This window comes from Paraburkholderia sp. (assembly GCF_049581445.1).
Lineage (GTDB): Bacteria > Pseudomonadota > Gammaproteobacteria > Burkholderiales > Burkholderiaceae > Paraburkholderia.
The window spans coordinates 1-12,736 of the sequence record NZ_JBAURZ010000396.1 but is presented as its reverse complement, the minus strand read 5'-3'; the positions used below and the strand labels follow the sequence as shown (position 1 = coordinate 12,736).

12 protein-coding genes are annotated in these 12,736 nt (G+C 61.4%); 10 read left to right on the top strand and 2 right to left on the bottom strand.

Annotated elements, in window-relative coordinates:
* The 9 genes from WCA85_RS34495 to WCA85_RS34455 form a co-directional block, all read left to right on the top strand.
* Positions 1-181 (top strand): hypothetical protein (locus WCA85_RS34495; RefSeq protein ID WP_424070144.1); only part of this gene is annotated, 181 nt, incomplete at its 5' end.
* Positions 182-847: 666 nt separating this feature from the next.
* Positions 848-1,075, top strand: a complete 228-nt coding sequence (locus tag WCA85_RS34490) for a hypothetical protein (protein WP_424070142.1) — start codon at positions 848-850, stop codon at positions 1,073-1,075.
* A gap of 53 nt (positions 1,076-1,128) precedes the next feature.
* Positions 1,129-2,328 (top strand): serine hydrolase domain-containing protein, encoded by a 1,200-nt coding sequence (locus WCA85_RS34485; RefSeq protein ID WP_424070140.1) that lies wholly within the window; start codon positions 1,129-1,131, stop codon positions 2,326-2,328.
* A gap of 109 nt (positions 2,329-2,437) precedes the next feature.
* Positions 2,438-2,728 (top strand): H-NS family nucleoid-associated regulatory protein, encoded by a 291-nt coding sequence (locus tag WCA85_RS34480; protein ID WP_424070137.1) that lies wholly within the window; start codon positions 2,438-2,440, stop codon positions 2,726-2,728.
* A 652-nt stretch (positions 2,729-3,380) separates the two neighbouring features.
* Entirely contained in the window at positions 3,381-3,905 is a 525-nt protein-coding gene (gene fae / locus WCA85_RS34475; protein ID WP_424070135.1) for a formaldehyde-activating enzyme, read from the top strand.
* Between the two features lie 71 nt (positions 3,906-3,976).
* Positions 3,977-5,014, top strand: a complete 1,038-nt coding sequence (locus WCA85_RS34470) for an aldo/keto reductase (RefSeq protein WP_424070133.1) — start codon at positions 3,977-3,979, stop codon at positions 5,012-5,014.
* Complete coding sequence (locus tag WCA85_RS34465; RefSeq protein WP_424070131.1) at positions 5,011-6,450, top strand: NAD-dependent succinate-semialdehyde dehydrogenase; 1,440 nt, start codon at positions 5,011-5,013, stop codon at positions 6,448-6,450. The genes WCA85_RS34470 and WCA85_RS34465 overlap by 4 nt, the downstream gene beginning before the upstream one ends.
* 115 nt (positions 6,451-6,565) lie before the next feature.
* Positions 6,566-7,954 carry an MFS transporter gene (locus tag WCA85_RS34460; RefSeq protein ID WP_424070129.1) on the top strand — a complete coding sequence of 463 codons (1,389 nt, stop codon included), beginning with the start codon at positions 6,566-6,568 and terminating at the stop codon, positions 7,952-7,954.
* A gap of 377 nt (positions 7,955-8,331) precedes the next feature.
* The gene (locus WCA85_RS34455; RefSeq protein WP_424070127.1) at positions 8,332-9,933 is read left to right on the top strand and encodes a peptide chain release factor 3; all 1,602 of its coding nucleotides are present in this window, start codon (positions 8,332-8,334) and stop codon (positions 9,931-9,933) included.
* 175 nt (positions 9,934-10,108) lie between these two features.
* Here the strand turns inward: WCA85_RS34455 and WCA85_RS34450 are convergent, their stop codons facing one another.
* Both WCA85_RS34450 and WCA85_RS34445 read right to left on the bottom strand, forming a co-directional pair.
* Positions 10,109-10,477 carry a hypothetical protein gene (locus WCA85_RS34450; RefSeq protein WP_424070125.1) on the bottom strand — a complete coding sequence of 123 codons (369 nt, stop codon included), beginning with the start codon at positions 10,475-10,477 and terminating at the stop codon, positions 10,109-10,111.
* A 153-nt stretch (positions 10,478-10,630) separates the two neighbouring features.
* Entirely contained in the window at positions 10,631-11,500 is an 870-nt protein-coding gene (locus WCA85_RS34445; RefSeq protein WP_424070123.1) for a LysR family transcriptional regulator, read from the bottom strand.
* Positions 11,501-11,984: 484 nt separating this feature from the next.
* Between WCA85_RS34445 and WCA85_RS34440 the strand changes: the two genes are divergently transcribed.
* The coding region (locus WCA85_RS34440) for a CoA-binding protein (protein ID WP_424070121.1) at positions 11,985-12,736 on the top strand (752 nt) is incomplete at its 3' end.

The window sequence follows — 12,736 nt, the reverse complement described above, 5'->3', positions numbered from 1 at the left end:
CAGCAGCAGTCCGCCGCTCTTCTTGCCGGATGGCAGAGCGACAACCCTCGTCCAGTGTCCGGACGGCTCCGATTCATGCGTGCAGCAAGCGCGCGTCAGCTGCGGTGGCCAGTTTGATGTGGTGCGCCAGTCGAGCGAGAACGGCACCCTCAGCCTGATCTACGCCTGCCCTGCCAAATAGCGCGGGCTAGTCGCGCCGCTCGTCATGCGAAGGTGCAGAAGCTGGCGGATCACATCCGGCCAGCCCTGGCTTCAATACACCTTAAGCGAGATAAAACCGTCCCAAGCGAGTTGTTCTCGATCGACTCGAAATCCGGTAAGCGATAAAACCCGCTCGCGAAGGTGCGTTGTCGTTAATTAACCTGCGCGATTTTGCGCCGACATACGCCACCAGATTCGCGCAGAAAATTCGTCCAGCGAAAAAATGGCCGATTGAGTCCTAAACCGCGTGCACAAGACGGTCATATTGTCAGGGCTTAATGCCAGTCTGACCTGGTCCGTGCCATTTATCGTTTCGCTTGATGCATCGAGCTTTGAATATTTTTGCGGCAATCCGGGAATACACAGAGGACGGCCACAGTTATTCGTTTACGGCCCGCGGGATATGACGAACGTTGCTTTATTGATGAAGCGGCAGACTTCAGTGCGGAGGCTAACGGAAGGCCGCTAACCCTTTGTTTATCTTCTGTTGCACGAGCGCCCCCGCACTCGCGTCCATGTCAAATGCGCCAACAAGGATTGAACGACAGGCGTCAGGGAGAAGTATTTTCCGGCGCGGGAACAAGCGGGTACCTTGCGGCACGTTTCATGCTTATTTCGGTTCAAATGAATGACTTCGGGGAAAGCAATGAATCACCATCAACTCGAAAAAGACATCGAGCATCTTGAGCATGTAATCTCGCGTATTTCCGCGTTCGACCGCATTCCGTTGTCATATTGGCGTAACCGGATCAAATCGGTGGCAGAGGGGGCGTTGGTGCCCTCGCAGGCAAGCCGGGTCAAGCGGCTCAATGAAGCGCTGCGCGCTTTGGAAGCGCGTGAGGAATTGACGGCAAGCGCAACCGGTACACGGTGACGGTAGACCTGAAACGGTCATCGCCCGCCCATACTCTGCAATCAGGACAACCGATGCAAAGAGCAGGATTCTCTGCCGCGCGGCTCGCGCGGCTGACGGCCGCGATGCAGGGCTATGTCGACCGGGGTGAGGTGACGGGGGTAGTGACGCTGGCGCGGCGGCGCGGCGAAACCGGCCACTTTGAAGCGCTTGGTTTGCGCGACGACACCGACCAGTTGCCGATGCAGCGCGACACGTTGTTCCGCATCGCCTCAATGACCAAGCCGGTAACCAGCGCTGCCGTCATGATGCTGATCGAAGACGATCAGCTTGCCCTCGACGCGCCCGTCGCCCAGTGGTTGCCCGAACTCGCCAATGCTCGCGTGCTGCGCGATCCGGTCGGCCCGCTCGATCTGACGGATGCAGCGCGTGCGCCGATCACGATACTCGACCTCCTGACCCACCGCGCGGGCTTTGCGTACCACTTCACGGCAACAGGGCCGCTTGCCGACGCCTATGAGGCCGTCTTCAATGGCTTCGAGTCCTCTTCAGGTCCGGATGCATGGCTGGCGCGCGTCGCGACGCTGCCGCTGATGTTCCAGCCTGGCGCGCGCTGGCACTACGGTATCGCGACCGATATTCTCGGCGTGCTGATCCAGCGAGTGAGCGGCTTGACCCTCGGCGATTTCTTTCGGACTCGCATCTTCGAACCGTTGGGGATGCGTGATACCGCTTTCTGGATTCATGAAAACCAGCTTGCGCGGCTGGCTACGGCCTACAGCATCGATCCGGCCACGCGCAAGCGCGTCGTCGACGACCGCCCCCCGGCGAGCCGTTGGGCAAATCCCCAGCGCTTTCAAGGCGGCGGTGGCGGGTTGGTCTCGACTGCGGAAGACTATCTGCAGTTCGCGCGATTGTTGCTCGGGCGCGGACGAGTCGGCGAGACCCGCCTGCTTTCGAACCGCTCGGTCGATCTGATGCGTTCCAATTTCCTGAGCCGTGACCAACGGCGCGCGCCTGCGTTCGGACACATCGTGTGGGCGGGTCAGGGCTTCGGGCTTGGCTTGTCGGTCGTCGACGATCCGGCGCAACAGTTGCCGCTCGGTTACCGCTCTATGGGTTCGTTTGGATGGCCTGGCGCATACGGCACGACATGGTTTGGCGATCCCGTGGAGGACATGATCGGGATGATGCTGATCCAGCGCCGCGCGGTCGAGCCGTTTGCGATGCCGCTCGACTTCGAACGGCGTCTTTACGACGCGATTGACGAGTGACTTCTGGGTGTCGCGCATCGCGTGGTAATCAACGGTAAGCGCTACCCGGCACTTTTTCGGTCTGATAGGGTCACACTGCAGTTATCCAACCGACTGGAGACACCCATTTATGGCCACTTATAAACAATTGACTGCACAGCTCGAAAAGCTCCACAAGGAAGTGGCGCTTGCTCGTGAAAAGGAAATTGAGCAGGCGATTGCCGAGATTAAACAGACAATTGCGGATTACGGCATTACCGCTGAGGAGCTTGGCTTCTCGAGCAAACGCATCCCTGCGAAAAAGCCGGCGCTGCCTGCCAAATATCGCAATCCGAAGACGGGCGAGACTTGGAGTGGCCGCGGCCGCGCGCCGGGTTGGCTCTCGGGTAAGAATCGCGATCGCTTTCTGATTTCCGAGTAAGGGCCATACAACGGACGGCGCGAGGCGCCGCAGTGCGGCGCCTCGCTGGCCCTGTAGTCGGCTCTAGAGCCGGCCTACAAGTGAGGCGAAGACCTCTATTTCGCGCACCACTGCGCTGGTCCCGAAAACCCTCACCTTTCGCAAACGCACCTCATGTTGGCCTGCCATTCAGTCACGCTTTTGCTCGCGGCATGTTGCGCCGCTTTATATCGCATTGAACCAGTGAAGCCTGCTTGGTTTCCATAGCCATGCTAATCAACGCGCGCGCTTTCCATTTCTGCCATGAAGTTCGAAACGCCTTGACTGATAAGGGTTTGCGCGATACCTGCCGGTCAAGTTCGTGTGTCATTTCTGCACGGATTCAATGGGTATACCGATCCGCTCATTGATCATGCAGATAGCGCGGAGTCCAGAATGTCCGGTGCGAACACGACGTCGATCTTCATCACCACACGCGATATTTTGATGTTTTTCGCGTGGGTCCCGAAAACCCTCACCTTAACGACGTAACCGGCGCTGACGCGTCGCTTCGGCCTGGGAGAAACCCGGAGTTGAGTCCGCCTCATACCCTGGATCAAAAAACATCGATTCATGGCCGCTCTCCGCGAATAGCACAATCGGCTCATCCATCCAACCCTAGACGGGATCAGACATGAGCGTATCGACGGAAAAGCAGCTGTATATCGGTGAAGGTTTCGAGGGCCCGGGCGTGAACCTCGCGCACATCAACGTACTGGTCGGCCCGCGCAACGGCCCGGCAGGCCAGGCATTCGCCACCGCACTGTCAACGCCTTCAACCGGCCACGCGCCGTTCGTCGTGATCGCTCGTCCGGGTATCCCGACCAAGCCGCTCACGCTGTATGTGAACAAGGCGCAGATCGATGGGGACTTCCACGGCAATGCAACCTGGGGCGCTTCGCAAGCGGGTATCGCCAAGGCCGTCGCCGAATCGCTCGAAAACGGCACGCTGCCGCCGGAAGCGGAAAACGACTGGGTTGTTGTGTCGGCGAACTGGGTCAACCCGAAGACCGACGATCTCGACGCTGTGTTCGAGAACAACTACCGCGCTTGCAAGAACGCGATCCTCGCCGCGATGAAGGGCCTGCCGCATCGCGATGAAGTGTTTGCCGCCGCGCGCGAAGTGTCGAATCCGTTCTATACGCCGAAACAACGCTAAAACACTAATCAGAAGGCTGGCCTTCGCGCGCCGTTGGAGCCGCGCGACCGCCGCCGCAAGGAGACAAAAAAATGGAATACATTCGCCTCGGCCAATCGGGCCTGAAAGTTTCGCGTCTGTGCCTCGGCACGATGAACATGGGCACGCCGGACTGGAAGCCGTGGATCTTCAACGAGGAGCAAAGCGAACCGATCGTGCGTCACGCGCTGGAAGCCGGCGTGAACTTCATCGACCTCGCCGATTTCTATTCGACCGGTGTCGGTGAAGAAGTCGTCGGGCGCATCCTCAAGCGCCTCGCCCGTCGTGAAGAGATCGTCGTCACGACCAAGGTCGGCTACGACATGGGCACGTATCAGAACGCTGGCGGTCATTCCCGCAAGCACATCATGGACGGCATCGACGGTTCGCTTACGCGTCTGGGCATGGACTACCTCGATATCTTCATGCTGCACTACTTCGACGTCAACACGCCGGTCGAGGAAACGATGTGCGCACTGAACGATATCGTTCGTGCCGGCAAAGCGCGATATATCGGCGTGTCGACAATGTATACGTGGCAGTTCGCCAAGATCATGCAGGTCTGCGAACTCAACGGCTGGCACAAGCCGATCAATATGCAGCTGCAACTTAATTTGGCATATCGCGAGGAAGAACGCGAGATGATGCCGTATTGCCAGGATCAGGGTGTCGGCGTGTCGGTGTTCAGCCCGCTCGCACGTGGCCTCCTGACCAGCGATCCGAACTCGACGCGTAACCAGACCGACTTCTTCACCGCACAAATGTACGGCGATGTGGCGTCGCGCGAAGTGGCCGCATCGGTGGCGCGCGTGGCGGCAGCGCGTGGTGTGTCGCCCGCGCAGATCGCGCAGGCATGGGTGCTGAATCATGGTGGCGTCTCCAGCATGCTGGTGGGTGCGGATACGCCCGCGCAATTCGACAGCGCGCTCGCTGCACTCGACACCAAGCTGAGCGCCGACGAACTCTTTGAACTTGAACGCAACTACACGCCGTGCGATCTGATCAACGATTACACGGCAGGCAAGCGTATCGCGCGTGAACCGCGCGCTGCGCAAGGCGTGTTCGCCCCAACTCTGGACAAAGCAGCATGAATGAATTTCTCCGTACCGGTCACTACATCAACGGCGAGTGGCATGAAAGCACCGCCACGTATCCCGTTTTCAATCCGGCCACTGGCGAGTTGATCGTCAACGTCGCCAAGGGCGGCGCAGCCGAAACCAACGAAGCGATTGCTGCCGCGGAACGTGCGTTTCCGGCATGGCGTAAGTTGACCGCGAAAGAGCGCGGCGCGCGGGTCAGGCGTTGGGGCGAGTTGATGCTCGAGAACCGCGAGCCGCTAGCCCAGTTGATGTCGCTTGAACAGGGCAAGCCGCTGGCGGAAGCGCGCGGCGAAGTGGGCTATGCAGCGGGCTTCTTCGAGTGGTTCGCGGAAGAAGCGAAGCGCGCCTATGGCGACGTGATTCCGAGCCCGAATCCGAATGCGAAGATCATCGTGACGCGCGAACCGATCGGCGTCGTCGCGGCCATCACGCCGTGGAATTTCCCGCTGGCCATGATCACCCGGAAAGCCGGCCCGGCGCTCGCGGCAGGCTGCACGGTGGTGCTCAAGCCGTCCGAGGAAACGCCCCTGTCCGCGTTCGCGCTGGCCGTACTGGCTGAGAAGGCAGGCATTCCCGCTGGCGTGTTCAACGTCGTGTCCGGTGATGCGGTTGCGATTGGCGGCGCGCTGACGGAGTCGTCGGTGGTGCGCAAGCTGTCGTTCACCGGCTCGACGCGAGTCGGCAAGCTGCTGGCGAAACAATCGGCGGATACGCTGAAGAAGCTCTCGCTGGAGCTTGGCGGTAATGCACCGTTCATCGTGTTCGACGATGCGGATATCGACGCCGCTGTGCAAGGCGCAATGGCCTCGAAGTTTCGCAACACCGGGCAGACCTGCGTGTGCGTGAATCGCTTCTATGTGCAGGACGGCGTCTATGACGCGTTCACCCAGGCACTGACGAAGGCCGTGCAAAAGATGCGCGTGGGTAACGCGCTCGAAGGCGAAGTTGAGCAAGGCCCGTTGATCAACGCTGCGGCGTTGAAGAAAGTCGAAACGCACGTCGCGGACGCTTTTGCGAAGGGCGCCAAGGCGCTGACGGGCGGCAAGCGTCACGCACTCGGCGGTACCTTTTACGAGCCGACGGTGCTGGTCGAGGCCTCCCGCTCGATGATGATCGCCGACGAAGAAACCTTCGGTCCCGTCGCGGCATGCTTCCGTTTCAAGACTGAGGAAGAGGCCATCGCCGCTGCGAACGACTCGCCGTTTGGCTTGTCCGCGTACTTCTACACGCGCGATCTGGGCCGCGCCTGGCGTGTGTCCGAAGCGCTGGAAAGCGGCATGGTTGGCGTCAACGAAGGCATCTTGTCCACCGAAGTGGCGCCGTTTGGCGGCGTCAAGGAATCGGGGCTGGGCCGCGAAGGATCGAAGTACGGCCTCGACGAGTACATGGAGTTGAAGTACACGATGATGGGCGGCCTCGGGCGCTGAGCCTTGTCATCACGGTCCGCCTCACGCCGCCCAGGCGTGGAGCGGACGACGCAGCAACGCGCTCGCCGGCAATGGGCCGTTTGAGCGCGGCTGCGCTAACAAGATAGGAGACAGCTTGAGTAATCAGGACCTTCAGGCCGCCACGTTCGGCCTCGCCCCATCCGTACCGCATGCGAAGGGCAACGCCCCGGCGCACGGTCCCATTTCCCTCGACGACGTTCCGCTGAACCGCTTTCACGTCAAGATCGCCGGCCTGACGTTCGGCGCGCACTTCACCGAAGGCTATGCGCTCGGTACGATCGGCTATGCACTTGCCTCGCTCAATCGCCAGATGCCGCTCGACGCATTCTGGATGGGCATGATTGGCAGTTCCGCGTTAATGGGCATCTTTCTGGGCAGTCTGGTTTTCGGCTGGCTGTCCGACAAAATGGGCCGGCAGAAGATTTTCCTGCTGAGCTTTCTGATCATCACGGCAGCTGCGTTCGCGCAGTTTCACGTCACGTCGCCGCTCGAATTGTGTGTGTTGCGGGTATTGATCGGCTTCGGCATGGGGGGCGACTTCGCGGTGGGTCACGCCATCCTCGCGGAATTTTCGCCGCGCAAACATCGGGGCACGCTGCTGGGTTCATTCAGCGTCATCTGGACGGTGGGCTATGTGATCGCCAACGTGCTCGGCCTGGAGTACGCGAACGCGGCGCCGGACGCGTGGCGCTGGCTGCTGGCCTCGGCGGGGGTGCCTGCGTTCATCGTGTTGCTGCTGCGCATGGGTACGCCGGAATCGCCGCGCTGGCTGTATGGCAAGGGGCGCATCGCGGAAGCCAAGGCGATCGTGCTGAAGCACTTCGGTCCCAACGTGACGCTCGACGGCAGCCATGACGAGCATTCGCGCAAGCCAGGTGGATTCGCGCGGCTGTTCCACAAGGATCTGATTCGCCGGACGATTTTTAACTGCGCGTTCTTTGTGTGTCTGGTGATTCCGTACTTCGCGATTTACACGTTCTTGCCGACGATTCTCAAGGCGATTCATCTGAATGACGGCTCGGGCGCGGATTTCCTGTTGAATGGATTTCTCGTGCTCGGTGCGCTGATCGGTATCTGGCTTACCATCAAATTGCCGCGCCGGGTATTCCTGATCGGCTCGTTTGCGGTCACCTGTCTGTCACTGGTGGCGTTGAGCCTGCTGCCGGGGTCGGCGATGGTTGCGATGATCGTCGCGTTTGGGATCTTCACGTTGACGATGTCGGCGTTTTCGAATCTGGTTGGCGTGTTCCCGCCCGAGTGTTTCCCGACTGAGGTGCGTGCCTGTGGCGTGGGTCTGGCTATCGCATGCAGCCGGCTTGGGTCGGCTGTCGGGACGTTTCTGTTGCCGCTCGGCATTGCACAGTTGGGCTTTCATGCAACGATGATGGTGCTGGCTGCGGTGTTGCTGGTCGGCATGGTGGTGTCGATTGCGTGGGCACCTGAGACCAAGCATCTGACGTTGAACGAAGCAAGCGGCGCGTAGCGTTCGCGCATACACCCGCGGCGCACGCCAAAAAGACAAGGCCGAACGCTGTGCGTTCGGCTTTTTTACATACAGCGGACGGCCTCACTACATGCACGCCGGCGGTGCGTCCCCTTGCGCGCATCTGCCCCTAAACGTCTCATTTCAATACGCCCGTCGCCATGACGTGTATCATTCGTTCCCTGCGCTGTTCTGCGCCGGCCAATCCCGTTTTCCAAAACGTTCGTTCGTAACTGGCTTGCGAAGCGGCGCGTTTGCATTGCCAAGCGGACTTTCGAACCTGACCTCCGCAGCCCGCCGCGCCTGACGTGACGGGAGCAGGCGCCACCAGCGCCTGAGAAGACCGCCCGAACCTCTATCCGTGACCGCCCGATCCGATGTCAGTCTCTGAACTTAAACGCCGCCGCACGTTCGCGGTCATTTCCCACCCGGACGCGGGCAAGACCACGCTGACCGAAAAGCTGCTGCTTTTCTCGGGCGCGATTCAGATCGCCGGCACCGTGAAGGGCCGCAAGAGCAATCGCTACGCGACCTCGGACTGGATGGAGATCGAAAAGCAACGGGGCATCTCGGTGGCCAGTTCGGTGATGCAGTTCGAGTACGGCAATGCCGTCATCAACCTGCTCGACACCCCGGGCCACGAAGACTTCTCGGAAGACACCTACCGCGTGCTGACCGCAGTTGACGCGGCAGTGATGGTAATCGATGGCGCCAACGGCGTGGAAGCGCAGACGCTGAAGCTGCTCGAAGTCTGCCGTAGCCGCAAGACACCGATCGTCACGTTTATCAACAAGCTCGACCGCGAAGTGCGCGAGCCGCTCGAACTGCTCGACGAGATCGAGCAGCATCTGGGCGTCGCCGCCGTGCCATTCACCTGGCCGATCGGCATGGGCAAAGACTTCCAGGGTGTCTATGACATCCAGCGCGATCAGGTGCGCCTGTTCCGCGCCGGGCAGGACAAGGCCGGTGGCGAAGTCGAAACGTTGCACGCCCTCAGCAACGAAGAAGGCGAACGCCGCTTCGGCCACGCGTGGGTCAAGGCGAAGGAAGAGATTGACCTGATCACTGGCGCGTCGCCTGATTTCGACCGCGAACTGTTCCTTGCCGGTCAGCAATCGCCGGTGCTGTTCGGCTCGGCAATCAACAATTTCGGCGTGAAGGAAATTCTCGACGCGCTGGTCGACCTCGCGCCGCCGCCATCCGCGCGTATGGCCGTGCAGCGTTCGGTTGAGCCGGATGAGCCGAAGTTCACTGGCGTGGTGTTCAAAGTGCAGGCCAACATGGATCTGGCGCACCGCGACCGCGTGGCGTTCATTCGCGTGTGCTCGGGTCACTTTGAGCGCGGCATGGCGCTGAAGGTGACGCGTTCCAACAAAACGTTCCGCGCCAACAACGTGGTGACGTTCCTGTCGCAACGTCGTGAGACGGTGAGCGAAGCGTATCCGGGCGATATCATCGGCATTCCGAATCACGGCACGCTGAGCCTCGGCGACACGCTGACCGAAGGCGAAACGTTGCAGTTCGTCGGCCTGCCGTTTTTTGCACCGGAAATCTTCCAGACCGTTGAAGTCGTGGACCCGATGCGCGCCAAGCAACTCGGCGAAGCGCTCAAGCAACTGGGCGAAGAGGGTGCGATTCAGGTGTTCCGCCCCGTGCACGGCGGGCTGATGATTCTCGGCGCAGTCGGTCAATTGCAGTTCGAAGTGGTGTCGCACCGTCTCTCGACGGAATACAAGGTCGACGTGCGGATGGCGCCAGCGCGCTACCGGATGTCGCGTTGGGTGACGTGTGACGACGCCGCGGAACTGCGTCGTTTCAACGATGCGTATGCAGCACGGATTGCGCTCGATGCATCGAATGCGCCCACCTATCTGGCCTCACACATCTCCGAGATCGAAGTGGCGCAGAAGGCGTGGCCGAAGATCGTGTTCAACGAATTGCGCGAGCATTCCGGCGCACCGTTCAAGAAGGCGATGTAAACCGCGAGTTGGCGATGACGGCGCAACCGCATCGCCTCGCACGTCGTGCGCATCACTTCCGCAGCAACCAGATAAAAGGCCGCGTCATTTCGCAATGACGCGGCCTCTACGTTCTTGATCCCACCTCCGACACTCCGTTACCGTTCGGGCTAGAGCGCCTCGCGCGTGATGCGCTTCAGTGTTTGGTGTTGTTGGACGGTGCGAGGATCACGCCAACCGGAAGCGGCTCACCGCCTTCGTCGTTCACGCGGCGTATTTCCTGCTTCATGATTTGTCCGTCCCTCAGGCCCTCGAATAGCTCGGCATCGGACTGTGCGTCGATTCTGCCGTCGTTGGCTAGCTTCTCGAAGGTATAAAGCAGCTTGGCGCGCTCGGCTGGCGATGAGTTGGATCGCTCCATGGCGCGGGCGAGCGCCGCGAGCTTCGCAAATTGCTCAACATTTCGTCGCGCCGCGGCCACTGCTTTTTCGAGGATGCCCTCGAGCAGCTGGTCACTGGCAGGCATCTCAACTGCTTTCGGGGCGGAACGCTTGGGGTCGGTCATGATCTGGCTTTCCTGGGTCGGCGGGGCATCGACAACCCCGCGGGGCCGTGGTTGTGGCTGCTGAGCAGTCTTTGACAGCTCGGACTGTCAAACTGTGCCGCGTGTGTTCCGATGACAGGCGAAGTATAGAACATCGCGATTGCCGTCCCCGTCTCACCCCATCTTCAGGACCTCTTCCCGCATCCACGCAGCGAATGCTTGCACATGCTCAAGCTGCGCGTGGCGTGGCGTCACGTCGAGCCAGTAGCCGTACGGCCCGCTCACCTCTATCTCGGATATACGTGCAAGACTGCCATCCGCCAGTTCCTCGACGATCATGTTCCGATCCACAACCGCTAACCCCGCGCCTTTGCGTGCTGCGTGAATCGCCTGCTCGAGATTCGAAAATTCAATGCCGTTTTCGGCGTACTGAGCGGGCATGCCAGCAGTCTTGAGCCAATTGGGCCAGAGGTCGAGCCGTGTCTCGTTATGCAGCACGTGGAGCGCGGGCATGCGCTCCAGCAGCGTGTCGAGCGGCCGTCCCAGCAGGTGCGGCGCGCCCACCAGCGTGTGGCGCTCGATCATCAGCAACTCGGAATGTGCGTCCGGCAGCGCGTCGCGGCCAAAACGGATGTTGCAATGGCATTCCTCGGAAGGTTCGGTGCGGATCGACAGTTCGACATCGGGTAATTCGACCGCCAGCGAGCCGAGCCGCGGCGAAAACCACTGCGTCGCGAAGGTCGGCGGTACGGCTAGTACGAGGCGTCGCCGGCCCTTGGCCGTGGTGATCTGCCGCGTGCCGCGCTCGATCGTATCGAAAGCCTCGGACACGCACGGCAGCAACTGCAGCCCGGCTGCGGTCAACCGGATACCCCTGTGGTCCCGTTCGAACAGCTTCGCGCCCAGCGACTCCTCAAGTATCTTGATCTGCCGGCTGACGGCGCCTTGCGTCACGCACAGCGCGCTCGCCGCACGGTTGAAGCTCAAATGACGTGCTGTTTCTTCGAAGAAGCGCAACGCGATCAGCGATGGCAAGCGCCGCATAACTTCACCTTCCGTGTGTTCTGACGGGACGGCGGCGGTACGCGCCTCCCGTTTGCAATGGTCTTGATCGTTTTCAGACAGTGGCCGGCTTTTCGTCGTCGGTACGCCGTGCGGGAAACTCGGGCTGTGAGTTTATCTTGGGCACGCTAGCCGGGCTGGTGCCACGCCGCGCGCGCTCTGGTCCCCTGTAAGGCAGTTGCCGACCTGACCGCGCGCCGCTGCATCTTACTGCCTTTGCGCCGTTGATGCCGCTTAAGCCCTGGCCGTCCGCAATGTCCAATCAGGCGCGGATTGTCGCACTTTCGGCGTCGATACGAGCAGACCGCATCCACAAAACCCATCCTCGGCGTCCGGCGGCGTGCCGGACCTCGCGCCGGCATGCGGTCGCCCTCGGTAAGCGCCGCGTAACCCGGCTGGATCGCCTATCCTGATGGGAACACGCGTTCACTCGTAACGCACCTTTCTTCAATCTGGCGGAGCGCCCGTGACTGTTCGCAATCTCGATGCCTTGTTTCGGCCCAAGTCCGTGGCTGTCATCGGCGCTTCGCGGCGGCCCCGCAGCGCGGGGGCGATGGTGTGGGGGAGTCTGCTGGCGGGCGGCTTCGCCGGCCCGCTCTGGCCGGTGAATCTGAAGCACGACAGCCTCGACGGACATGCGGTCGTACGCGACGCGGGCGATCTTCCCGAGGCGCCAACCGTCGCGGTGATCTGCACGCCCCCGGCGACGTGGCCGGGCATCGTCCACAAGTTGGGTGGCCTTGGCACGCGCGCCGCGATCATCGTGGGCGAGACGCGGTCCGATGAGGACCGCATTGCGCTTCGGCACACGCTGTCGGCGGCGCGCCCGTTTCTGTTGCGCATTGTCGGGCCGGGCAGTCTTGGCGTAATGTCGCCGGCCCTGCACGCCCATCTGGGTGCGCCTGCGCGGCTCGTAAAGGCGGGCGGGGTGGCGTGGGTATCGCAGTCGAACGCGCTGACCAATGGCGTGCTCGGCTGGGCGTATGCGCGTGGCCTGGGTTTTTCGCATGCGGTAGCGCTGGGCGGCGAGGCCGATGTCGACGCGGGCGACGTACTCGACTATCTGGCGAGCGATCCCGGCACCCGCGCGATCCTGCTTGAACTCGACACGGTCAGGGCGGCCCGCAAGTTCATGTCGGCGGCACGGGCGGCGGCGCGCAACAAGCCGGTGCTGGCGCTGCGCTCGGGCCATGCCGATCCCGCCGACGGGCTTTACAC

Bases quoted from the DNA above. Each gene is read 5' to 3' on its own strand.
- WCA85_RS34490 (WP_424070142.1), top strand. From the start codon at position 848: ATGAATCACCATCAACTCGAAAAAGACATCGAGCATCTTGAGCATGTA.
- WCA85_RS34485 (WP_424070140.1), top strand. From the start codon at position 1,129: ATGCAAAGAGCAGGATTCTCTGCCGCGCGGCTCGCGCGGCTGACGGCC.
- WCA85_RS34480 (WP_424070137.1), top strand. From the start codon at position 2,438: ATGGCCACTTATAAACAATTGACTGCACAGCTCGAAAAGCTCCACAAG.
- fae (WP_424070135.1), top strand. From the start codon at position 3,381: ATGAGCGTATCGACGGAAAAGCAGCTGTATATCGGTGAAGGTTTCGAG.
- WCA85_RS34470 (WP_424070133.1), top strand. From the start codon at position 3,977: ATGGAATACATTCGCCTCGGCCAATCGGGCCTGAAAGTTTCGCGTCTG.
- WCA85_RS34465 (WP_424070131.1), top strand. From the start codon at position 5,011: ATGAATGAATTTCTCCGTACCGGTCACTACATCAACGGCGAGTGGCAT.
- WCA85_RS34455 (WP_424070127.1), top strand. From the start codon at position 8,332: ATGTCAGTCTCTGAACTTAAACGCCGCCGCACGTTCGCGGTCATTTCC.
- WCA85_RS34450 (WP_424070125.1), bottom strand. From the start codon at position 10,477: ATGACCGACCCCAAGCGTTCCGCCCCGAAAGCAGTTGAGATGCCTGCC.
- WCA85_RS34445 (WP_424070123.1), bottom strand. From the start codon at position 11,500: ATGCGGCGCTTGCCATCGCTGATCGCGTTGCGCTTCTTCGAAGAAACA.